The following is a 22,758-nucleotide window of genomic DNA, read 5'->3' as shown; positions in this document are numbered from 1 at the left end:
CCGTCGGTTCTACTTCGCGGAAGCAGCCTTTGCCCGCGCAGCGATGTAGTCGGAGTGCGGCATGCCGAACTCGGTCTCCCACGCAATCAGCTTACCTTCCGCCTCGGCCTTGCCGATGGCCTTGTCGACGGCCTGACGGAACTCAGCGTCGTCCTTGCGGACGCCACCGGCCATCGGCTGGAATTCATAGGGTGCAACGGCGATCTTGTAGCCCGTCCAGTCGGCTTCCTTGAGCTTTTGCTGAAGCGTCATGTCGTCGAAGACAAAGCCGATGCAGCGATTGTCCTTCAGCGCGCGATAGGCTTCCGGCTGCGTCTTGAAGGCGACGAGCGTGATCCCGAACTCCTCGGTCATCTTCTTGTTGTAGTAGGAGCCCTGAATGCCGCAGACCGACTTGCCTTTCAGCTCTTCCCACTTGGAGATCGTGGTCTCCTTGGCCATCAGCACCGATGGGCCGGCGGCGGAAACATATTCCGTCGTGAAGTCGATGACCTTGGCACGCTCGGCCGTGACGCCGAGCGTGGCGAAGATCGCATCGATACGGCCGGCGGTCAGAAAATCGATACGATTGGCAGCGATGACCGGCACGAGCTCGATCTTGTCCTCGGAGCCGAGGAGCTCCTTGGCAACGTACTTGGCGAGCGAGACCTCAAAGCCGACGACTTCGCCCTTGTCGTTCAAATAGCCGTAGGGCACGTAGTCATTCTTCACGCCGACGATCAGCTTGCCGCGTGCCTTGACGTTCTCGAGCGTCCCCGCCACGGCGGCGCCAGCAACGAAGAAGGTCGCGAGCGCGAGGGCAGAAACGCCCATCATCCTATTGAAGCCTGTCATCCTGTTCCTCTGGATAAATCAGGGCCTTCGGGCGCTGTTGCCGCGGCGCCGCGTCAGCCGGTCAGCTTTGTGCGAATGCAGAAATCAGGCCGCTCAAAGAATATGCACCTTTCTCAAGCGACCTAATTTTCATCATTGGAGGCCGATATTTTTCATTAGACAAGTTGCCAGCGGCATTTTTTTCATATTATGAGAATATATGCGTCCCACCGCACAGCCACCCTCCGGTGGAGCCCAACTGCTCGACAGGACTGTCGTCCTGCTGGATCTCGTCGCCGATGGCGGAGTCGACGGCCTGTCGTTGAAACAATTGGCGGCGCGCTCGGGGCTCAACACCGCCACCTGTCACCGCATCCTCAACACGCTGGTCGGCCACAAGCTGCTCGCGCGCGACGACAAGAAACGGCGCTACCGGTTGGGTGCGCGCATGGCGATCTACGGCGTGCGCGCGGCCCGCGGCCCCGGAATCATCAGCCGCTGCGAGGTCGCGCTGACCCGGCTGAGGCGGCGCACCGGTGACACGACCCATCTCATGGCCCGCTTCAATCACGATTCAGTCTGCCTCGACCGGCGCGACGGCGAATGCATCGTGCCGACGCTGACGGGATCGATCGGCGGCTTCGTGCCCCTCGGCGTCGGCCCCGGCGCGATCGCGATGCTCGCATTCCTCGACGAGGACGAGCAGGATTACATCATCCGCGCCAATCTGGGGCGCTACGCATCCTATCGCAACCTCACCGAGGACAAGGTTCGGCAGTTGATCGCCGATACCCGCCGGCGGGGCTACGCGGTGGATATGGGCGAGCTCATTCCGGGCATTGCCGGCGTGGGCATGCCGATCATGACGCCGGGAGAAAAGCCGGGCGCAGCGCTCAGCTTCACGCTGCTCTGCGCCAAGGTCGGGCCCGGCGTCATTGAGCGTTATGGCGCCCTCCTCGAGGAGGAGATCAACGCCATCGTCGGTCAGTAGGGCGGATGGGGAGCGTACGCCGGCATGTAGGTCGGGGCCGGCAATCCGAACTTTGGGTGGAGATCGAGCGCGTCATCGCGATTGGACGATCACGTGACCGATTGCCTCATCACAGACGCGCCGACAGTTACATGATTCGAACCCAGGTGCCTTTGCATGCGGAGGATCTCAGGGCAGCATCGATAAATTTCACACCTGCGAGGCCATCCTCTACGGTTGGGAAAATCACCTGGGGATCCGGCTTGTCACCGGCGCGTGCCGCGCGGATGGCACGCGCGGCCTCGGCGTAGATGGTTGCGAAACCTTCGAGGTAGCCCTCGGGATGACCGGAGGGGATGCGGGTGACGCGGGTCGCCTCTTGCAAAGCGCCGCTGCCGCCACGTGTCACGAGCCGCTTCGGCTGGCCGTAAGGCGTGAACCATAGCTGGTTCGGATTCTCCTGCGCCCATTCGAGGCCACCCTTGCTGCCGTAGACGCGCAGCGTGAGCCCATTCTCATTGCCGACGGCGACCTGGCTCGCCCACAGCATGCCCCTGGCGCCACCTTTCCACTTGAGAAGGATCTGAACATCATCGTCGAGGCGCCGGCCCTCGACGAAGGTCGATAATTGGGCGAGCAGTTCGTCGAGCTCGAGGCCGGTGACGAAGCAGGCGAGATTATAGGCGTGGGTGCCGATGTCGCCGATACATCCGCCGGCGCCGGACCGAGCCGGGTCCGTGCGCCATGCCGCCTGCTTCTGGCCGCTCGCCTCCAATCGCTCCGTCAGCCAATCCTGGAGATATTCAGCCTGGACGAGCCTGACCTCACCGAGCTCACCATTCGCGACCATGGCCCGAGCCTGCCGGACCATGGGATAGCCCGTGTAATTGTGCGTCACCACGAATACCCTGCCCGTCTTCCTGACCAGCGCCACCAGCTCCTCGGCTTCCGTGACGGTCGTCGTCAACGGCTTGTCGCAAATGACGTGAATTCCGGCCTCCAGGAAGGCTTTCGCGACCGGACTGTGCATGTGGTTGGGTGTCACGATCGAGACCGCCTCGATACCGTCCGCGCGAGCGGCTTCCGCCTTCGCCATCTCCTCGAACGAGCCGTAGGCGCGATCGTCGGCGACGCCGAGCTCCTGTGCGGAGGCTTTGGCCCGGACCGGATCCGAGGAGAGCGCACCGGCCACGAGCTCGAACTGGTCGTCGATGCGCGCGGCAATGCGATGGACTGCGCCGATGAAGGCTCCCTGGCCGCCGCCGACCATGCCGAGCCGGATACGACAGCGATTGCCGGCTTCGTTGCTTGCGTCGATGGTCATGTCTTGTCCTCGCTCATGAGAGGCCGAGCATCTTGCGGTTCGCTGCGTCGTCGGTGCCGGCACCCGCGAAATCGTCGAAGGCTTTCTCGGTGACACGGATGATATGACTCTTGATGAATTCGGCACCTTCGCGGGCACCTTGCTCGGGATGCTTCAGTGCACACTCCCATTCGAGCACGGCCCAGCTGTCATAATCGTATTGCGTGAGCTTCGAGAAGATGGCGCCGAAATCGACCTGACCGTCGCCGAGCGATCGAAAGCGGCCGGCACGGTCGACCCAACTCTGGAAGCCGCCATAGACTCCCTGGCGGCCGGTGGGGTTGAACTCGGCGTCCTTAACGTGGAATGCCTTGATGCGCTCGTGGTAGATGTCAATGTAGTCGAGATAGTCGAGCTGCTGCAGAACGAAGTGTGACGGGTCATAGAGCAGGTTCGCGCGCTTGTGGCCGTTCACCCGCTCGAGAAACATCTCGTAGGAGATGCCGTCGTGAAGGTCCTCACCAGGATGGATCTCATAGGCGAGATCAACACCGTGCTCGTCGGCATAATCGAGGATCGGCCGCCAGCGCCTGGCAAGCTCGTCGAAGGCGGCCTCGATGAGGCCGGCCGGTCGCTGCGGCCAGGGATAGACATAGGGCCAGGCAAGCGCACCGGAGAAGGTCGCTTGTGCCGTGAGCCCGAGCCGGCTGGAGGCCAGGATCGCGCGCTTGACCTGGTCGACGGCCCACTCCGTGCGCGCCTTGGCGTTGCCACGCACCTCCGGCGCCGCAAAGCCGTCGAATGCCGCGTCATAGGCCGGGTGAACGGCAACGAGCTGGCCCTGCAGATGGGTCGAGAGTTCGGTGATCGTGAGCCCGTGGCGGGCCGCAATCCCCTTCACTTCGTCGGCGTAGTCCTGCGACTCCGAGGCTTCCTTCAGATCGAAAAGCCGCCCATCCCAACTCGGAATCTGAACTCCCTCGTAGCCGAGCGAGGCTGCCCATCCGCAGATTGAATCGAGAGAATTGAACGGCGCTGCGTCGGCGGCGAACTGAGCGAGAAATATCGCCGGTCCCTTGATCATCTTCATCGAATGCGTCCTTGTATCCGGGATGCTTTGGCATCACGCGTCTGCTGAACTCGATACCCCCACCAAACTTCGCCTGCCCGTGCTGGTTCCCGCCGACAGAGCGGGCACTACATTCTAACGCCCACACGGGGCGGTCAGTTCTGGGGGGCTGGCCTGTGTCAGAACGTCTCCTCGGCCCACAATGCCATCGCATCGACATCGGACAGCGGCGCCGGTCGCTCTACGCGCGAGTGCACCACAATCTCTCCACCCTCGACGCTGGCCTTGAGGATCGCGTGCTTCACCTCCAGCGCGTGGCTCGCCAGCGCGCCGGAGGCGCGGTGTGGCGTGTCGTTTAACACTGCACTTGCGAGTTCGGCGACGCCCAGGCAACGATAGTTAGCCTGGTTCGGTATGTGATCGGCCCAATTCGGCGAGCGCCAGTTGGGCTTGCCGAACGGCCGGTCGTCCGCTGTGACAGAGATCCAGTCGCCACCCTTCTCGGTGTATTGCACCGCGCCGCCGAAGAAGTTGGGGTCCGGCACACGCAGCGAACCCTCGGTGCCGTAGAGTTCGATCGGCGGATGTCCGTGTTTCCAGACGTCCCAGCTCATTGCGAAGATGATGTCGGCACCCGATTCGAAATGCAGCAGCGACATGACCGTCGTCGGGGTTTCAACCGCGATGGTCTTGCCGTTCATCGGCCCCTTCGAGGTGACGAGTCGCGAAGCAAAGCCGGAGCTCGCACGCCCCTGCACCCGTGCGACCGGACCCAACAGGTTGATCAGCGCTGCAAGGTAATAGGGCCCCATGTCGAGGATCGGCCCGCCGCCACGTTTGAAGAAGAAGGTCGGATCGGGGTGCCAGTGCTCCATGCCATGCGACATCAGAAAGCAGGTACCGTAGAGCACCCTGCCGATCCGACCCGTATCGATAAACTCGCGCGCAATCCGTCCACCGCCGCCAAGAAAAGTATCCGGCGCGCAGCCGAGCTTCAAGCCGCGGCGCGCCGCCTCCGCGACCAAGATCGCAGCGTCGTTGGCCTCGACCGTGATCGGCTTCTCGCCGAATACGTTCTTGCCCGCGGTCAACGCAGCGTGGCTTATCGCAAAATGTGCGTCCGGCGTGGTCAGGTTCACGACGATCCGGACGTCGGGACGCGCCAACAGCGCATCGATCGATAAGGCCTCGATACCGAACTGCGCTGCCTGGGCTTGTGCGGCTTCAGGCCGAATATCCGCGCAAGCAATGAGCCTGAGATCGCGAAATTTCGGCATGTTCTGCATGTAGATCGTCGAGATGTTGCCGCACCCGACGATGCCAACTCCGAGCGTGCTCATGATCCCCTCCCCGTCACGTCCATGACGACACGGTCTCACGCGCCCGCCGCGCGAAGCGGGCGACGTCGTTCGGCTTGTCGTGCTCAGCGACGAACAGGGAGACCTTGGCATCTTTCATCGCCGCGCACAGCGCCGGCCAGTCCATGATGCCGTGCCCGGGATCGGCCCATCCGTCCTCATCGGTGCACTGCCCCGATGGCGCAAGATCCTTGATGTGACACGCGACCAACCGCGGCGCATGCTTCTTGATCTCGGCGACTGGATTCCCGCCGCCGCGCACGATCCAGGCGAGATCGGCCTCCCAGACCAGATCGGGAGCCTCCTCGAACAGGCATTCGAGATAGGTCTTGCCGCTTTCGCTGCGGCCATACTCCCAATGATGATTGTGCCAGCCGAATTTGAGCCCCTCGCCGGTCACCACCTTTCCGATGTCGGCAAGCTCGCGCCCGATGCTGCGCCATTCCTTTTCGCCTCCCTCACGCTCGCCCAGCGGCGGGGCCGGCGCAAAGATGGTCTCGATGCCCAGCCCCTTGCACATCCTCACCGTGCCAACCGCATCCTCACGCAAGCGGTCGAGGCCAACATGGGCACTCGGCGCGATCATCCCGTGGACCTCAAGAAGCCTCCTCAGCGTCTCGGGATCGTTGAACAGGCCGCCCCAAGGTTCGACCATCGTGTAGCCGAGGCTGGACAGCAGGGCGAATTGTGCCTCGAGTGAGGCGATGGAGCGGGCTGAATAAAGCTGGATGGAGAAACGGTCGATCGGCTTGGTCATGTCTCGCTTTCTGCTGGTAAGGATTTAAAGGCGCTGGCCGCTCGTCTCATCGAACAGCGACATGGCGTCGACGGGGAAGCGGACGGTCAACGTGTCCCCCACACGCATTGGCGCGTCCGCATCATGGCGGAAGGAGAAGGCGGCGCCATCAGCAAGGCGGCACCAGATCAATGTGTCGGCACCCATCGGCTCGACCATTTCGACGCGCGCGGACACTGAGGATGGATCGCTGGACGCCGTCAGTTCGATGTGCTCGGGCCGGATGCCAAGAACGGCCGGCGCGTCGGTCGTCTGGCTATGCAAGGCATAGCCGTTCAGACCGATCCGATTTGCGCCGACGATAAATGCGAGCTCGCTGCCGCACGCGAGCCGGCCGGGAATGAAGTTCATCGCTGGTGAGCCGACGAAAGAGGCGACGAAGCGGTTCACGGGTTCGCGATAGATCTTCCTCGGCGTATCGAGCTGCTGGATCACGCCACCCTGCATCACCGCGATCCGGTCCGCCAGCGTCAGCGCCTCGATCTGATCGTGCGTCACGTAGATCATCGTGGCACCCAGCCGTGCATGCAGCCGCTTGATCTCGACTCTGAGCTCGGCGCGGAGTTGGGCGTCGAGATTGGAGAGCGGCTCGTCAAACAGATAGACGCCCGCATGGCGCACCAGCGCTCGCCCGATTGCGACACGCTGGCGCTGCCCGCCGGAAAGCTCGCTGGGACGGCGGTCGAGAAGATTGGTGAGCCGCAGGATCTGCGCGGCCTCTCCGACGCGGCGCTCGATCTCGTCTCGCGGCGTGCCCGCGACCGTCAGCCCGAACGACATGTTCCGGCGCACGCTCATGCGTGGATAGAGCGCGTAGCTCTGGAACACCATTGCGATGCCGCGATCCTTCGGCTCTGCCCATGTGACATCCCGGCCGCCGATATGGATCTCGCCACCCTTGGCCTCGATCAGCCCGGCGATCGCATTGAGCAATGTCGACTTGCCGCAGCCGGAGGGCCCGAGCAGCACGAGGAATTCGGACTCGCCGACATGGAGATTGAGATTATCCAGCACCTTCAGGCCGCCAAAGCCGATCTGCAGGCCTCTGATATCGACGTCCGATTTCTGCATGCTGCGTCAGCCTTTCACGGCACCGGCGGCAATGCCGCGCACGAACCACCGACCGGAACCGAAATAGACAACGAGCGGCAACAGCGCGGTCAGCAGCGTCGCAGCCATGTCGACATTGTAGGCGCGCTCGCCTTGCGTCGAGTTGACGATGTTGTTGAGCTGAACCGTCATCGGCAGATTGTCGCGGCCGGCGAAGACAAGCCCCAGGATGAAATCGTTCCAGATTCCGGTGGTCTGCAGGATCACCGCGACCACGATCATGGGGGTGGCCATCGGCATCATGATCCGCGCGTAGATCTGGTAGAAGCCGGCGCCGTCGACACGGGCGGCCTTGAACAACTCGACCGGCAACGATGCAAAATAATTGCGGAACAGCAGCGTCATGGTGGGAAGGCCGAAGATCGTGTGAATCATCACGATGGTTGAGAGCGATTGCCCGAGTCCGGCGAAGGAGAACACGCGAACCAAAGGATAGATGAACACCTGATAGGGAATGAAGGCGACCACCATCATCGCGCCGAACAGGACGTTGGCGCCGCGCACGCGCCATAGCGACAGCGCATAACCGGTGAGCGAGCCGACCAGGATGGAGAGGACAACCGACGGCACCAGGATACGCAGCGAATTGAGAAAGCCGATCTTGATGCCTTGGCAGGTCAGACCCGTGCAAGCCGAACTCCAGGCCTTGACCCATGCGTCGATGCTGGGAGCTGCAGGCAAGGCCAACAGATTGCCCTGCCGGATCTCAGCCATCGGCTTCAACGACGTGACGACCATCACATAGAGCGGAAGCAGGAAGTAGAGCGCGGTAATGAAGATAAAGGCATACAGGCCCCAGCGCGCCGGGGTCATGCGCTTGCTCCGCCGCGCGGCGGACAAAGGCTGCACCAAGGCGGTCATCGCATCTCTCCCTTGCGTGCGCGCCAGTAAAGATAGGGAGCGACCACCGCGATCACCGTAATCAGCATGGTGGTCGCTGCCGCCGTCGCAAGTCCGATGTTGGCGCGCTCGAACAGATGATCCATGACGAATTTTGCCGGCACCTCCGAGGCGATGCCCGGCCCGCCATTGGTCATCGCGACCGAGAGATCGTAGAGGCGCACCACGCCCGTCGAGAGCAGCACCGCGGCAGTCGCAAAGCTGGCACCCATCATCGGGATGATGATCGACACATAGACCCGCCATTTCGGCAGGCCGTCGACCCGCGCCGCCTTCCAGATTTCGTCGTCGACGCCGCGCAGGCCGGCGAGCATGATTGCCATCACCAGCCCCGAAGCCTGCCAGACGCCGGCAATGACCAGGCAATAGATTGCGGTCTCCGGCCGTACAATCCAGTCGAAAGTGGCGCCTTCGAAGCCCCAGCTGCGCAACACATGCTGGATGCCGAGCGTGGGGTTGAGCAGCCATTGCCAGACCAACCCCGTAACCACGAATGACATCGAATAGGGATAGAGATAGATCGAACGGATCGTATCTTCGGCGCGCACCCGCTGATCGATCGCAACCGCCAACAGGAAGCCGATCAGAAGCGTGAGGGAAACGAACAGCACACCGTAGATGACGATGTTGTGGACCGAGGTGATCCAGCGGTCGTTGCCGAGCAACAGCTGATATTGCCGGAGCCCGACGAAATTGCTGTTCGGCAGCATGCGCGAGTTGGTCAGCGACATCCAGACGGTCCAGCTGGTGGCGCCGATATAGACGACGAACATCACCACCAGCGCCGGCAAGAGCGCGGAGATCGCGGACAGTCGGGAACTCAGCGCAAGACGCATGACATCGCCGGATTGAAGAGAAGTCGACGGGGAGTAAGGGCGACCGACAGTTCGTCGGCCGCCTTTGGTGACATCACTCCTGGGACTTCAGCACCGCTACGACCTTGGCTGAGAATTCATCGGCACTCATATTGGTGTTCCAATATTGCGAGATGGCATCCTGCAGCGCACCGATCGTCGCCGGCGGTGCCAGCATGTCGCCGGACGGCATTTGCTGGGCTTTGTCCGCGACATAGCGCATACCCTTCTGGGCGCAAGCGTCGAGTGCAGACGTATCGACATCGCTACGTACGGGAATCGAGCCCTTCTTCAGCGCGAACTGGATCTGGGTCTCGGGCGTCAGCATCAGTCTCGCCAAGGTCATCTGCGCCTTGGTCGTGGATGGATCCTTCGCCTTCGGGAAGACGAACACGTCGCCGCCCATCACGTAGCCGCCGCTGCCATTGGATAGCACCGTGCAGCCATAGTCCTTGTCGGCGACCTTGCCCGCCGCAACGAATTCGCCCTTGGCCCAGTCGCCCATGATCTGCATTCCGGCCTTGCCCTGGATGACGAGATTGGTCGCGTCATTCCAGTTGCGGCCGGGCGCGCCGGCATCGACATAGTCCTTGAGCTTCTTGTAGGTGACGGCGACCGCCTTGAATTCGGGGCTCCCCGCCAGCGAGACGTCGCGCTTGCCGAGGATGCCGGTCCACATCTGTGCGCCACCAACGCCGATCATGACCGCATTGAACAGGTTTTGCTCCCAGTTCTTCTGACCCGAGAAGGCCAGCGGGATCACCTTTCCGTCGGCCTTAAGCTTGTCGAGAATGGCGAGAGCGTCAGTCCAGGTCTTCGGCTCGACAGCGCCAACGGAGGCCAGCACGGTCTTGTTGTACCAGAGCCAATTCTGACCGTGGATGTTGATCGGCACCGCATACATCTTGCCGTTGCGAGTCGCCGCGGCAACGATCGCGGCAGGCATGACGCCCCTCCAATTGCCCTCAGTCGCGACCGCATCGACATCGGCAAGCAGATCGCCTTCCACCAGTTCATCAAACTGCTTGCCGGTGTTGAGCTGCATCGCGGTCGGAGGATTGCCGGCGACGGTGCGGCTGATCGCGGCGTTTCGCGCGTTGGCGGCACCGGCCACGGCGCTATCGACCCACGTCCCACCGGCCTTGGTGAACTGATCGGCGAACACCTTCACCGCGGCCGCCTCTCCACCGGAGGTCCACCAATGAATGACCTCGGCCTTCATCTCTTCTGCCGAGACCGGCGCTCCAGCCAAGGCAATGGCGGCAATCGCCACTGATGCGAACAGCGTGCGCTTCATCATTCCCTCCCTGATCTGCCTTTGCAGGCTTTGCATTCGGCTTTCGGCCTTTAAGGGCTCATTGCTTTACCGAATGTAATCGATTACATGAGGCTAGCAGAACTCCTGGCTTTTGCAAGCGCCGTTGCGCCTCCGAGAGGACGAGCCTTTCCATGGCAAAACGAAGCAGAACGACGCGCCCAAAGGCCACCAAGATCGCCGATGTCGCGCGACTGGCAGGAGTTTCGGTTGCGACCGTCAGCCGGACGCTGGCGCGCCCCGAGGTCGTGATTGAGGAAACCCGCACACGCGTGCTCGCCGCGGTGCGCGAGACCGGCTACGCGCCGAACATTTCCGCAAGGAACCTGCGCGCCCGGAAGACCATGGTCGTGTTGGTGGCGGTGCCGGATATCGCCAACCCCTTCTTCGCTGAGGTCCTGCAGGGCATCGATGATACGCTATCGGCCGCCGGTTATGGTCTCATCATCGCCAATCTAACCGGCTCGCCGGAGAAGGAGGCGCGCTACGTTGATCTGGTCTGCGCCGGCCAGGCCGACGGCGTACTGCTCTTGTGCGGCCATGTGATGCGCAGCCCCGACCGCGACTTGCTCGAGGCGCGCGTGCCGCTGGTCGCCGCTTGCGAGTACATTTCTGGCGAAAGCTTCCCCCAAGTCACAATCGACAATGTCGGGACCGCCAGCGAGGCGGTGCGACACCTGGTGGAGCTCGGACACACAAGCATCGCCTATCTGTCCGGACCAAAATCCAACATTCTCGAGCAGCAGCGTTTCGAAGGCTATCGTCAGGCCTTGCGCGAGGCGGGTATTGCGGCTGAGGCAGACTTGATTCTGCCCGGCGATTTCACCTTCCGTACCGGCGTCGAGGCCGGCCGGGCGCTGCTGGCGCTCGGACCCGCGGCGCGTCCCACCGCCCTGTTTGCAGCCAATGACGAGATGGCGATCGGCCTTATCAAGACCGTGCACGCGGCCGGCCTGCAAGTCCCGGACGATCTCTCCGTCGTCGGCTTTGACGGCATTGCCTATGCCGACTATTGCGAGCCGACCTTGACAACCATCGTCCAGCCCCGCCGCGATCTCGGAGCCACCGCCGCAGCCGAACTGATTGCGCTGATGACGACCGGCAAGACGGGGCAGCGGAAGGACATCAATCTTCCTGCCACGCTGATGCTGCGCGACAGCACGCGTCCGCCGCGGAAGAGTCCCGGCGATTCATCCCAGGGCGCGAAGGACTACGACCCGGGCAGCGCGACGCCAGTCAGCTCGCGCAGCCTGCCGACCAGAGCGTCCTGAAACCCGGCGTCCGTTGCTTCGCTGGCCGGCTGCTGCTCCTGTAAATTATGCCAATAGCGACCACTGACCAACGCGGCGGGGTCTTTGCTTACGGCCAACCAGGTTTGTGTCTTCTGTCCAGTCGCGATATCGACCGGGGCGCCTGAGCCGCCCATCCTTGTGCGCGCCCAGCCGGGATCAACCGCGTTGCTCAGGACCTGCGGCCAACGTCGCGCCAGCGCGAACGCAAGCGCAACGACGTGAAGCTTGCTCTCGGCATAAGCCTTTGCGGGACCCCAGGACCTCTTGGTCCAGTCGAGATCATTCAGCGACCCCTCCCCGCCGCGATGCAAGCCGCTGCTGAGATAGACCAATCTGGCGGGGCGCTCGATCAGCGCCGTCAATATGTAGGGCGCAACGGTGTTGATCGCCAATGTGCTCGCATGGCCTTCCAGAGTCGAACCTCGATTCGGCTGCGTGTAGATACCGGCGTTGTGAATGACGGCATCCATGCGCCCGATCGCGTTCACCTGATCCGCGATGCTCCTGGTCTCGGTGCCGTTGTGGAGATCGCCGATCACAACAGCCTCAGCGCGAGGGGCGAGCTCTTCGAGCGCCGCGGCGCGATCGGCCGAACGTGCGTGCAGCACCACGCGGTGACCTTGGTCGAGGAGCGATTGCGCCGCCGCCCGGCCAAGCCCGTCGGTGCTGCCAGTGATGAAAACGATTGCCATGCGGTGCTCCTCTGGGCGCTTCAGGCCTACACTCCACCGATGGCATCTGCGGGGCAAGCTGCTTGACCGACGGCCGCATTGCGAGCTTGGGGATTATCCTATCGTCGTGGATGATTGAACTTTCCGTCCATCAGATACCCCAGCGTAGCGCCGCGGTATGCACCTGGGCATCCCACAATTCTTTCGACTGGCCATCGAGCACCGAGACAGTGATGGAGGCACCCGCCATATCCAGGGACGTCACATAGGAACCGGTCAAGAAACGTGTCGCCGTGATCCCCGCCCCGTCCAGAATGCGCTTGGCGCTATTGACCATCAGATAGAGTTCGATCAGTGGCGTTGCGCCGAACCCGTTGACCAGAAGCAGAACCTCGCTGCCCTTGCTCGGCGCAAGATCACCCAGGATCGCATTGAGCATCTCGGCAGCGATGGCATCGGCGGACGCCAGCGGCACCCTGCGGCGACCCGGCTCGCCGTGAATGCCGACACCCATTTCCATTTCATTATCGGCCAGGGTGAAATTCGGCCGGCCCGCTGCCGGCACGGTGCACGGCAGGAGTGCCACGCCCATCGAGCGTGTGCGCCGATTCACGTCATCGCCGAGCGTCTTGAGCGCGGCAAGCGGCATGCCTTTTTCGGCCGCGGCACCGACCATCTTTTCCACGATCAGCGTGCCTGCAACACCGCGACGACCGGTCGTGTAGGTCGATTTCTCGACCGCGACGTCGTCGTTGGTCACCACGCTGGCGATCTCGCGTCCGGCCATCTCAGCGGCCATGGTGAAATTCATCACATCGCCTTCGTAGTTCTTGACGATGAAGAGCACGCCTGCCCCGGTGTCGACGGCCTCGGCCGCCTCGATCATCTGATCCGGCGTCGGCGAGGTGAAGACCTGGCCCGGACAGGCGGCATCGAGCATGCCGTGACCGACGAAGCCCGCATGGAGCGGCTCGTGTCCCGAGCCGCCGCCCGAGATCAGCGCGACCTTGCCCGGCTTCAGGGTGCGGCGGCGCACGAACTTCCTGTCGGCACCGAGCAGCAGGATATCGGCATGCGCCGCAGCCAATCCGTCGAGACTCTCTTCGAGCACCGCATCCGTGCTGTTGATCAGCTTTTTCATGGCGTCCTCCCGGTTATCTTTTTTGCAGTCACAATTCGTCAGCCGATGCTTTCGGCGTAGCGTGCGAGCTGGGCAGCGAAGTCGACAATGAGCTGCTCGAGCGCGCGATTCTTCTTGTCGTCACCGAGATCGGGCACCGTCACGGTCACGACGCGGGTGCGCGCCTCGCGATGGGCGCCGCGCAACCGTCCCGGATGTGCGCGACCATAGGCTTCGAGGAAAGCCGCACGCTCGGCACCGGCGAGATGGCAGACCTCGAAGATGATGGGGACATGCTTCGCCGGAATCGGCACCAGATAGGCCGGATTGGTGATCTGGCTGACGAAGGAGCGGTTCTTGCCGAGCGCCGCCGCGAGCTTCAACCGCGTCCCGGACGGCCGGTTGTCGAGGGCCCGCCGCAGGATCAGTTTGTAGTCCGCGACGTTGCTGTCGCCCGGCCGGCTTGTGTCCTCGCCTGCGTCGTCGCTCATGCGGTCACCCCGGCGATGGCAGCCTTGAGCCGCGCCACCGCAATCGGCGAGACCGAGAGCGTCGTCAGGCCTGTCGCCAGTAGCGCTTTCGTCAAGCGCGTATCGGCCGCCGCATCGCCGCAGAGCGAGACCTCGACGCCGCGCTTGCGCCCGGCCTCGACGGTCCGCGCGATCAGCGCCAGCACCGCGGGATGACCGGCATCGTTGAGGTCGGCGACAGCGCCGATGTCGCGCGCCGCAGCCATCGTATATTGGGTCAGGTCGTTCGACCCGATGGAATAAAATGCAGCGCCAAAATCCTCCGCGCAGAGCGCTGCCGCCGGGACCTCGACCATGATGCCGAGCGGTGGCCGCGCGCAGGCGATGCCTTCTGCCGTCAGCATCGCAAACTCCGCATCCAGCATGGCGTTGGCACGATCGAGCTCGGCGGGGACCGCAATCATCGGCAACATCACCTTCAACGTGCCATGGACGGCCGCACGACACAGCGCCCGCAACTGCACGCGAAACACCTCCGGCCGCGCAAGCGAGAGCCGGATCCCGCGCAGGCCCAGAAACGGATTGCGCTCGCTATCGACCGTCAGGCCGGCAATTGGCTTGTCACCGCCGGCATCGAGCGTGCGGATCGTCACCGGCCGCCCCGCAGCCCATTCGAGAATGCGTCGATAGACCGCGTATTGCGCATCCTCACCGGGCAGGCCCCTCGATCCCTCGAACAGAAATTCGGTCCGCACGAGTCCGATGCCGTCGCAAATAGCGGGATCGAGGCCTTCGACATCTTCGGGCGCCGCGACGTTGAGAAGGACGGCGATGCGCCGGCCGTCGGCCGTCACGGCCGGCTTGAGGCGGCCCGCGTCGGCAGCGATCTGCGCTGCATTCGCCGCCGCCATGCGGTGCTCGAACAGGCGGCGCGTTTCGGGCTGGGGATCGAAAATCACGGTGCCGGTATCGCCGTCGACAAGCGCCAGCGACGGCGGCTGTCCGTTCCATGGCAATGGACCCAGTCCGACCACCATGGGAGCGCCGCGCGATCGCGCGAGCATCGCGACGTGCGACGACGGCGATCCGCTCGCGAGCGCAATGGCGCCACCGCGGGTCCAGTCGACTGCCAGGAATGTCGACGGCGAAATATCATCGCCCGTGACGACGGAATCGCCGGAGATCCTTGCGACCTGATCCGCGCCGTTCAAACCCGCAAGCACGCGATCGCGAATGTCGACCAGATCGGCAGCACGAGCCCTGAAATATTCCTCATCCGCGGCGCGATAGCCCGCAATCTCCACGTCCAGCGCTGCGCACCAAGCCTCATCGGCAGCCGTGCCGCCCGCAATGGCTTCGTAAGCTCCCTCCGAAAGCGCATCGTCACCCAGCATCGCGACCTGGAATTCCAGGATCTCCGCTGCCTCGCCATGAACCGTCGCGATCAGTTCGGCGAGCTCTGCGGCTGCCCCATCGATCGCCGCCTTCAGCGCCGCGGCCTCCTGCGCGGGATCACCCTTGGTCACCCTGCTCGCCACAGCGCTCGTCAGCACGGCGACCGGGCCGATGGCGAGGCCAGGCGAAGCAGGATGGCCGGTGAGATGGATCTCGCCCACGACTTTACGCCTCGCCGAAACCATCATGCACCAGCGCCAGCATGGCTGCGAGCGCCGCGTCACCATCGGGACCGGCGACGCGGAAATGCAGCGTTGCACCCTGCGGTGCTTTCACACGCATCACCTTCACCGGGCTCTTGGCGTCGGTCCAGGGTCCGTCGGCGGCAAGCGCGATTTCGATCTTTGCGGCAAAGCCCTTTGCCAACTGCGTGAGCTTCACCGATGGCCGCGCGTGCAGGCCGACCGGATTGACAAGGACCGCGGAAGCGGTCAGCGGCGCAAACGTCTGGGCCGCCCGGTTGGCGTTGGCATCATGCATAGAATTCCTCCGCACTGCGCTTGACGGCGGCAAGCGACGAGCCGCCCGAAGATTCGGTCGCAGCAATCACTGCCCCCTCGACCACCGGGGCATTACAAACCAGCACGCGCGCGCGCCGATCTTCGGGGAGCATCTCAACCGCCATCTCCGAATTGGTCTCGGCACCGCCGAGATCGACGAGGATCGCGACGCCTGCCGGCGACCAGGCCGTCTCGATCGCCTCGAGAATTCCTGCAACGTTCGTACCGAGCCCACCGTCGACATCCCCGCCGGTCCAGGCCAGCGGCACGGCATCCCCGACCATCTGGCGCACCATATCGGCCGCGCCTTCCGCGATTTTCGGCGAATGCGACACGATGACAATTCCGACATTGCTCATGTATTGACCTCAAACTCCAGTGTCTCAACTGCTGCGCCGATCAGAAGGGACGCCGAGCGCGAGCCCGGGTCCATATGACCGATGGAGCGTTCCCCGAGAAACGACGCGCGACCGCGAATCGCTTGCATCGGCGTGGTACGATCAGCCGCTTGCACGGCCTCCGCCGCGATCGCCCTGGCATCGCCGCCTCCCGCCAACACGGCGTGAACCGGCACCAGGACATCCAGCAGCGTCTTCTGCCCTGCCTCGGAACGGCCGCGCGCCTTGACGGCCTCGATCGCTTTCTCCGTCGCCGCGACGAGATCGGCCCGGCTCGGCTGCTCCGGAAGCGCCTTGCCCAGTTCCATGAAGAAGGTCCCGACCAGCGGCCCCGAGGCGCCGCCGACCTTCATGACCAGGGTCATTCCGATCGCCTTCAGCATCTCCGGGAGCGACTTGTCGGCAAGGCCCGGCAATGTCGCCAGCACCGCCTCGAAACCGCGCTTCATGTTCAGCCCGTGATCCCCATCGCCGATCGCCTGGTCGAGGCTCGTCAATTCGTCCGCGTGTTCAATCACGGCTCCTGCCAGCGCTCGCACCAGTCTTTCCCTGGCTACCCGATCAAGGCTCATGCCGCTACCCTCCAGCCCTTCGCATCGAAAAACAGCGGTCTGTTCAGACGGAGCGACACCATATCTCCGGCGCCGAAGCCCGCCTCGGGATCCGCCAGGGTCACGACCGGCCGGCCGGCGAGGTCGAGATGGAGATGGCTCTGGTCGCCGAGATGTTCGATCCGCTTGACGGTCGCCGACACGTCACCACCGCCGCGCGCAATCGTCAGGTGCTCAGTCCGCGCGCCGACCGTCTCGGCGCCGGCCGGGGCACCGCCGAACAGGGCGGCCGGCAGCAGATTGATCGTTGGCTGGCCCAGCCTTGCTGCGACATGCGCATTGATCGGGTTCTCGTAGATCTCGCGCGGCGTGCCGATCTGCATCAGCCGTCCGCCTTCGATCACGCCAATGCGCGAGGCCATGGTCATCGCTTCGGTCTGGTCGTGGGTGACATAGAGGATCGTCGCGCCGAGATCGACCTGGATCCGCTTGAGCTCGAGGCGCAGCTCGCCGCGAAGCTTGGCATCCAGCGAGGAGAGCGGCTCGTCCATCAGATAGATCGAGGGCGAACGGACCAGGGCGCGACCGATCGCGACGCGCTGCATCTGTCCGCCCGACAGCTGCGTCGCCTTGTTGTCCAGCTTGGTTTCGATGTGAAGCAGGCGCGCCACCTCCTGCACTTTCGCGCGGATATCCGCCTCCGGCACGCGGCGGGTCGGCGCGCGCAACGCGAAGGCCATGTTCTCGAACACGGTCAGATGCGGATACAGCGAATATTGCTGGAAGACAAAGGCGACGTCGCGGTCGGCCGGCGCATCGCCGGTGACGTCGCGCCCATCGATCCGGATCGAACCGCTGTCCGGCTGCTCCAATCCGGCGATCAAGCGCAAGGCCGTGGTCTTGCCGGCGCCTGTCGGCCCGAGCAACGCGACGAATTCGCCATCACCAATGGTCAGCGACAGATCGCTCAAGGCTTGCGTCTTGCCGAACGCCTTGGAGACCGCGTTGATCTCGACCTCAGCCATGCGTGCCTCCTTCATGCAGCGCGGTGCGAATCGCCCGGCCCGATGCCTTGTCGAAGATCGACAGCGTATCGGGCCGGAAGTCGAGCCCGACAGTCTCGCCGGTCCGGAACGATCTGCTGCTGGGTGAGCGGGCCTTGAGTGCGCCGTAATGCGTCGTCACGGTCACGATCTGCGTCGTGCCGAGATATTCCGTCCCATAGACCTCGCCGCGGACCATGCCGCGATCGGTGAAGCGCACGTGCTCTGGCCGTACCCCGAGCACGAGCTCGCTTTCCGCCATCGCCTCGCGCGCAGCTGGAATGGCAACGTCTCGCTCGCCTAGCCTAATCGCGTCTGCGCCTGTCTGCAGGCCTCCGCGGAACGGGAGGAAATTCATGGGCGGCGAGCCGATGAAATCCGCGACGAACAGCGAAGCCGGCCGGTCATAGATGTCGCGCGGGCTTGCGACCTGCTCGACGACGCCGTTGTTCATCACCGCGATCCTGTCGGCCATCGCCATGGCCTCGAGCTGGTCATGCGTAACATAGACGGTCGTCGCACCCAGCCGATCATGTAGAGACCGCAGCTCGTGAATCATGGCCTCCCGCATCTCGGTATCGAGTGCGCCGAGCGGCTCGTCCATCAGAAAACATTTCGGCTTGCGCACGATCGCTCGTCCAAGCGCGACACGCTGACGGTCGCCGCCGGCAAGTCCCGATACCGATCGATCGAGGAGATGGGAGATCCGCAGGATGCGCGCGGCCTCGACGACCCGCCGGTCGCGCTCGGCGGCACTGATCCCTTCGCATTTCAAGGGAAAGCCGATATTGCGGTGGACATTCATGTGCGGATAGAGCGCGAAGAGCTGGAACACGAAGGCGATGTCGCGCGCCGATGCGCGGTTCATCGTCACGTCTTCGCCATCGAGCCGGATGGTGCCTGATGTCGGCAGCTCCAGGCCGGCAATCATGCGGAGCGTCGTGGTCTTGCCGCAGCCGGACGGTCCGAGCAGGCAGAGGAACTGGCCGTCCTCGACCGTGAAGCTGGCGGACTTGACCGCATGAAACGCACCGAAGGATTTGTCGAGCGACTCGACCTTGATCTGTGCCATCGCCCTACTCCCGAACCTTTGACACGATGGTGAACATCACCGTGCCGAACAGGGTCGTCGCAAACGACCAAGAATACAGTGTCAGCGACAACGGCTGCATCAGCATCACGACACCGGCGGCGATAATCGTCGTCGCCACTGCTTCGAGCGGACCGCGGCGCAGAATGCGGTCTGCGAGACCGCGACGCGCGATGGATGGGGTGACATCGATACTCATTTGCGGACGGCTCCAAAGGTGATGCCGCGCAGCAGATGCTTGCGCAGAAGCACCGTGAACACCACGATCGGCACCAGGAACAGCGTCGTACCGGCGGCCACTGCGGGCCAGTCCTGCCCGCCCTCGCCGATGATGATCGGAATGAAGGGCGGCGCGGTCTGCGCGTTGCCCGAGGTGAGAAGCACCGCGAAGGCGTATTCGTTCCAGGCGAAGATCAGGCAGAAGATTGCGGTTGCCGCGATTCCCGTAGTGGCCTGCGGCAGCACCACCTTCACGAAGGCCTGAAAGCGGGTATATCCGTCGATCATCGCCGCCTCCTCGTACTCACGCGGGATTTCGTCGATGAACCCCTTGAGCAGCCACACTGCGAGCGAGACGTTGACCGAGGTGTAGAGCAGGATCATGCCGAGTCGCGTATCCGACAATCCGATGGTGCGGTACATCAGATAGATCGGGATCGCGACCGCAATCGGCGGCATCATCCGGGTCGACAGGATGAAGAACAGCAGATCGTCCTTCAGGGGCACACGGAACCGCGAAAAGCCGTAGGCCGACAAGGTGCCGAGCGCGACGGCAAGTACCGTCGATCCGAACGCGATGATCAGCGAATTGACGAAGCGCGGCACATAGTTCGAGGGGCCCGCGACCACCATGTTGCGGCTGCGCGCGATGCTGTCGCACATCCCCTGCGGCGGTCCCAGCGAGCGGATGAACTCCGGCGTCTGGCGCGAGCGGGTCGTGAACAGGTTGCAGAAGCCTTCGAGCGACGGCTTGAACAACACTTTTGGCGGATAGGAGATCGCATCATCCGGCGACTTGAACGCGGTGAGCATGATCCAGACCAACGGGATCATGGTGATGACGGCATAGAGCACGACGAGTGAACCGGCAAAGCGTCGCGTGGTGGCCGACGGCTCGACGACGGAATGGGCTGTGGTTGCTGAGGTCATCGGCTTTTCACCTTGTTCAGCGCTTTCACATAGATGTTGGCGAGGCCGAAGACCGTCACGAACAGGATGATCGCGAAGGCCGAGGAATAGCCGGTGCGCCAGCTCTCGAACGCCGCACGCTTGAGCGTGATCGAGGCAACTTCCGTGGTCGATCCCGGCCCGCCGCCCGTGAGCAGATTGACCATGTCGAACATCTTGAAATTTTCGATGCCGCGGAACAGCACCGCCAGCATGATGAACGGCAGCGCCATCGGCAGCGTGATCGACCAGAACTGCCGCCATTTCGACGCGCGATCGACCTCGGCCGCCTCGTAGATGTAGTCCGGGATCGAACGCAGGCCGGCAAGACAAATCAGCATCACATAGGGCGTCCACATCCAGGCATCGACGATGACGATGGCCCAGGGGCTCAGCGTGACATCGCCCAGCATCTGGAACGATGAGGCCGCGCGTCCCGTGAAGAAGGCAACCACGTAATTGAACAAGCCGATCTGGGGCTGATACAGGAACGTCCAGAAATTGCCGACGACGGCCGGCGACAGCATCATCGGCAGCAGGATGATCGTGGTCCACATCCCGTGCCCGCGGAACTTCTTGTCGATGAGGTAGGCAAGGCCAAATCCGAGGACGGTCTCGATCACCACCGTCCAGATCACGAAATGCGCTGTCACCTGCATCGCCGCCCAGATATCCGGATCGGTCAGGATCGACTGGTACCAGTCGGCGCCCAGCCAAATCGTCGGCACGTTGGCGCGATTGGCGCGGTAGTTCGTGAACGAGAGATAGATCGTCCAGAGCAGCGGGAAGATGTTGATCGCCAGCAGCAGCACGATCGTCGGCGTGATGAACAGCCAGGCGAGCGTCCTGTCCGACAGGCCCCTGATACGACGCGCCATGCCTGGCCGGACCATGACGGCCCGATAGGTGATCCGCGAAGAGGCACTCAATTCATTCATTGCGTCGACCGATCCTGGCACCCGGGGCGTCGACAATGCGACGGTTCCGGTCGTCTCGAAGGAAAGGCCGGAGCGCAGCGTACGCGCTCCGGCCGGCTCGCGTCAGAACTTCTTGCCTTCTTCCTTGAAGATCGCCTTCCAGTCCTTCACCAGACCATCGAGCGCTTCCTGTGCGGTGCCCTTGTCGGCCACCACGTAGTCATGCACGCGCTTCTGCTCGGCCTGCAGCAACTGGGCGTAGGAGGGCTCGGCCCAGAAGTCGACGACCATGCCCATCGACTGCAGGAACTCCTTGGCGAAGGGCGCGCTGGTCGGGAAGCTCGGATCGTTCAGCACGGACTTGGCGCAGGAATAGCCGCCGAGCGCCCACCACTTCTTCTGGACGTCGCCGCCGGAGAACCACTTGATATATTGCAGCGCCTCAGCCTGGTTCTTCGAGTAGGAGACCACCGAGATGCCCTGGCCGCCGAGTTGCGTCGCCTGCCCGGCGGGACCGGCCGGATTGACGAAGAAGCCGATCTTGTCGCCACCGACATTCGGGTCCTTGTAGAGGCCCGGGAAGAAGGCGAAGAAGTTCATCTGCAGCGCGACCTGGCCGGACTTGAAGGCGTCAAGTCCCTCCGACATGTAGGAGTTGGAGGCGCCGGGCGGCGTGCAGCACTTATAGAGGTCCTTGTAGGCTTCGAGCCCCTTCACCGCGCTGGCCGAGTTCACGAACCCGTCCATCGCATAGGGCTTCTTCGGATCGTCGTATTTGAAGCCGTAATCGTAGAGGTAGTTCGAGACGCCCATGGTGATGCCTTCCGAGCCGCGCTCGGTATAGATCGAGGCGCCATAGACCTTCTTGCCGTCGATCTCGCGACCCTGGAAGAATTGCGCGATGTCCTTGAGCTCATCCAGCGTCTTCGGCACGCCGATGTCGCGGCCGTACTTGGCATTGAAGTCCTTCTGTACGTCCGGCCGTGCGAACCAGTCCTTGCGATAGGTCCAGCCCACCGCATCGCCCATCGCCGGCAGCGCCCAATAGTTCGGCGTGTTCTTCGGCCACTCGGAATAACCGACGACCGTGGCCGGCATGTAGTCGTCCATGCTGATTCCTTCCTTCTTGAAGAAATCGTTGAGCTTGACGTACTGGCCGTTCTCCGCGGCACCGCCGATCCATTGGGAATCGCCGATGATGAGATCGCACAGCGAGCCGTGCGAATTGAGTTCGTTCAGGAAGCGATCGGCGTAATTGGTCCACGGCACGAATTCGAACTTCATGCCGATGCCCGACTTGGCGGTGAAGTCCTTCGACAGTTCGACCAGCGCGTTGGCCGGATCCCAGGCGGCCCAGCACAGCGTGATGGTCTTGCCTTGCGCCTGCGCGGGCGTGGTCCCCGCTCCGACACTGAGCGCTGCGGCAACGGCGCCGCAAGCCACGACAAACGTCTTCATCGTTCGTTTCATTACACGTTCCCTCCGAGTGGGCCGGCCATCGACATGGCGCGGCTTTCCAACCCGCTCGAATGCTTCGAGCAGAGCGACACAGTCCATGACGAGCTGAATAACTAAACTAGCGTTTCCTCGCGCCAC

The 22,758-nt window shown here is 63.2% G+C and carries 24 protein-coding genes; 2 read left to right on the top strand and 22 right to left on the bottom strand.

What is annotated here, in order from left to right; translation table 11 throughout:
* Window positions 1-9: 9 nt before the first annotated feature.
* On the bottom strand, window positions 10-834 hold the full coding sequence (locus NLM31_RS17715) for a transporter substrate-binding domain-containing protein (RefSeq protein ID WP_254130588.1): 825 nt from the start codon (window positions 832-834) through the stop codon (window positions 10-12).
* A 199-nt stretch (window positions 835-1,033) separates the two neighbouring features.
* On the opposite strand from NLM31_RS17715, the gene NLM31_RS17710 reads away from it, so the two are divergent.
* Entirely contained in the window at window positions 1,034-1,804 is a 771-nt protein-coding gene (locus NLM31_RS17710; protein ID WP_254130587.1) for an IclR family transcriptional regulator, read from the top strand.
* A 127-nt stretch (window positions 1,805-1,931) separates the two neighbouring features.
* Here the strand turns inward: NLM31_RS17710 and NLM31_RS17705 are convergent, their stop codons facing one another.
* The 8 genes from NLM31_RS17705 to NLM31_RS17670 form a co-directional block, all read right to left on the bottom strand.
* Window positions 1,932-3,107: a Gfo/Idh/MocA family protein gene (locus tag NLM31_RS17705; RefSeq protein ID WP_254193066.1), complete on the bottom strand. Its 1,176-nt coding sequence runs from the start codon at window positions 3,105-3,107 to the stop codon at window positions 1,932-1,934.
* A gap of 13 nt (window positions 3,108-3,120) precedes the next feature.
* Window positions 3,121-4,176 carry a sugar phosphate isomerase/epimerase gene (locus NLM31_RS17700; RefSeq protein WP_254193065.1) on the bottom strand — a complete coding sequence of 352 codons (1,056 nt, stop codon included), beginning with the start codon at window positions 4,174-4,176 and terminating at the stop codon, window positions 3,121-3,123.
* Window positions 4,177-4,334: 158 nt separating this feature from the next.
* Window positions 4,335-5,495: a Gfo/Idh/MocA family protein gene (locus NLM31_RS17695; RefSeq protein WP_254193064.1), complete on the bottom strand. Its 1,161-nt coding sequence runs from the start codon at window positions 5,493-5,495 to the stop codon at window positions 4,335-4,337.
* A gap of 13 nt (window positions 5,496-5,508) precedes the next feature.
* Entirely contained in the window at window positions 5,509-6,270 is a 762-nt protein-coding gene (locus tag NLM31_RS17690) for a sugar phosphate isomerase/epimerase (RefSeq protein ID WP_254130583.1), read from the bottom strand.
* 24 nt (window positions 6,271-6,294) lie between these two features.
* Window positions 6,295-7,380 carry an ABC transporter ATP-binding protein gene (locus NLM31_RS17685; protein ID WP_254193063.1) on the bottom strand — a complete coding sequence of 362 codons (1,086 nt, stop codon included), beginning with the start codon at window positions 7,378-7,380 and terminating at the stop codon, window positions 6,295-6,297.
* A gap of 6 nt (window positions 7,381-7,386) precedes the next feature.
* Complete coding sequence (locus tag NLM31_RS17680) at window positions 7,387-8,271, bottom strand: carbohydrate ABC transporter permease (RefSeq protein ID WP_375167548.1); 885 nt, start codon at window positions 8,269-8,271, stop codon at window positions 7,387-7,389.
* Between the two features lie 5 nt (window positions 8,272-8,276).
* Entirely contained in the window at window positions 8,277-9,155 is an 879-nt protein-coding gene (locus NLM31_RS17675) for a carbohydrate ABC transporter permease (protein ID WP_254130580.1), read from the bottom strand.
* A 73-nt stretch (window positions 9,156-9,228) separates the two neighbouring features.
* Window positions 9,229-10,470, bottom strand: a complete 1,242-nt coding sequence (locus NLM31_RS17670; RefSeq protein ID WP_254193061.1) for an ABC transporter substrate-binding protein — start codon at window positions 10,468-10,470, stop codon at window positions 9,229-9,231.
* 152 nt (window positions 10,471-10,622) lie between these two features.
* Between NLM31_RS17670 and NLM31_RS17665 the strand changes: the two genes are divergently transcribed.
* Window positions 10,623-11,759, top strand: coding sequence for a LacI family DNA-binding transcriptional regulator (locus NLM31_RS17665; protein WP_254130578.1), 1,137 nt, complete (start codon window positions 10,623-10,625; stop codon window positions 11,757-11,759).
* Here NLM31_RS17665 and NLM31_RS17660 read toward each other — a convergent pair.
* The 13 genes from NLM31_RS17660 to NLM31_RS17600 form a co-directional block, all read right to left on the bottom strand.
* A complete protein-coding gene (locus NLM31_RS17660) occupies window positions 11,699-12,472 on the bottom strand; it encodes an SDR family NAD(P)-dependent oxidoreductase (protein WP_254193059.1) in 774 nt (257 codons plus the stop codon). The two genes, NLM31_RS17665 and NLM31_RS17660, sit on opposite strands and share 61 nt — an antisense overlap.
* Window positions 12,473-12,602: 130 nt before the next feature.
* Window positions 12,603-13,592: a dihydroxyacetone kinase subunit DhaK gene (dhaK, locus tag NLM31_RS17655; RefSeq protein ID WP_254193058.1), complete on the bottom strand. Its 990-nt coding sequence runs from the start codon at window positions 13,590-13,592 to the stop codon at window positions 12,603-12,605.
* A 38-nt stretch (window positions 13,593-13,630) separates the two neighbouring features.
* Complete coding sequence (locus tag NLM31_RS17650) at window positions 13,631-14,062, bottom strand: hypothetical protein (RefSeq protein ID WP_027557146.1); 432 nt, start codon at window positions 14,060-14,062, stop codon at window positions 13,631-13,633.
* A complete protein-coding gene (ptsP, locus tag NLM31_RS17645) occupies window positions 14,059-15,657 on the bottom strand; it encodes a phosphoenolpyruvate--protein phosphotransferase (RefSeq protein ID WP_375167492.1) in 1,599 nt (532 codons plus the stop codon). The genes NLM31_RS17650 and ptsP overlap by 4 nt, the downstream gene beginning before the upstream one ends.
* Window positions 15,658-15,661: 4 nt before the next feature.
* The gene (locus tag NLM31_RS17640) at window positions 15,662-15,976 is read right to left on the bottom strand and encodes an HPr family phosphocarrier protein (RefSeq protein WP_254130575.1); all 315 of its coding nucleotides are present in this window, start codon (window positions 15,974-15,976) and stop codon (window positions 15,662-15,664) included.
* Window positions 15,969-16,355, bottom strand: coding sequence for a dihydroxyacetone kinase phosphoryl donor subunit DhaM (gene dhaM, locus NLM31_RS17635; RefSeq protein WP_027557143.1), 387 nt, complete (start codon window positions 16,353-16,355; stop codon window positions 15,969-15,971). The genes NLM31_RS17640 and dhaM overlap by 8 nt, the downstream gene beginning before the upstream one ends.
* Complete coding sequence (gene dhaL, locus NLM31_RS17630) at window positions 16,352-16,966, bottom strand: dihydroxyacetone kinase subunit DhaL (protein ID WP_254130574.1); 615 nt, start codon at window positions 16,964-16,966, stop codon at window positions 16,352-16,354. The genes dhaM and dhaL overlap by 4 nt, the downstream gene beginning before the upstream one ends.
* Entirely contained in the window at window positions 16,963-17,970 is a 1,008-nt protein-coding gene (locus tag NLM31_RS17625; RefSeq protein WP_254193057.1) for an ABC transporter ATP-binding protein, read from the bottom strand. Before NLM31_RS17625 ends, dhaL begins: the two co-directional genes overlap by 4 nt.
* Window positions 17,963-19,060 carry an ABC transporter ATP-binding protein gene (locus NLM31_RS17620; RefSeq protein ID WP_254193056.1) on the bottom strand — a complete coding sequence of 366 codons (1,098 nt, stop codon included), beginning with the start codon at window positions 19,058-19,060 and terminating at the stop codon, window positions 17,963-17,965. Before NLM31_RS17620 ends, NLM31_RS17625 begins: the two co-directional genes overlap by 8 nt.
* A 4-nt stretch (window positions 19,061-19,064) precedes the next feature.
* On the bottom strand, window positions 19,065-19,277 hold the full coding sequence (locus NLM31_RS17615) for a hypothetical protein (protein ID WP_254193055.1): 213 nt from the start codon (window positions 19,275-19,277) through the stop codon (window positions 19,065-19,067).
* Complete coding sequence (locus NLM31_RS17610) at window positions 19,274-20,227, bottom strand: carbohydrate ABC transporter permease (protein WP_254130570.1); 954 nt, start codon at window positions 20,225-20,227, stop codon at window positions 19,274-19,276. Before NLM31_RS17610 ends, NLM31_RS17615 begins: the two co-directional genes overlap by 4 nt.
* The gene (locus tag NLM31_RS17605; RefSeq protein ID WP_254193054.1) at window positions 20,224-21,183 is read right to left on the bottom strand and encodes a carbohydrate ABC transporter permease; all 960 of its coding nucleotides are present in this window, start codon (window positions 21,181-21,183) and stop codon (window positions 20,224-20,226) included. Before NLM31_RS17605 ends, NLM31_RS17610 begins: the two co-directional genes overlap by 4 nt.
* 102 nt (window positions 21,184-21,285) lie before the next feature.
* Window positions 21,286-22,632, bottom strand: coding sequence for an ABC transporter substrate-binding protein (locus NLM31_RS17600; protein ID WP_254193053.1), 1,347 nt, complete (start codon window positions 22,630-22,632; stop codon window positions 21,286-21,288).
* Window positions 22,633-22,758: the final 126 nt, after the last annotated feature.

It is taken from the genome of Bradyrhizobium sp. CCGUVB4N, assembly GCF_024199945.1.
Lineage (GTDB): Bacteria > Pseudomonadota > Alphaproteobacteria > Rhizobiales > Xanthobacteraceae > Bradyrhizobium.
The sequence above is the reverse complement of the archived record's forward strand: the minus strand, read 5'-3'. Positions and strand labels throughout refer to the sequence as shown.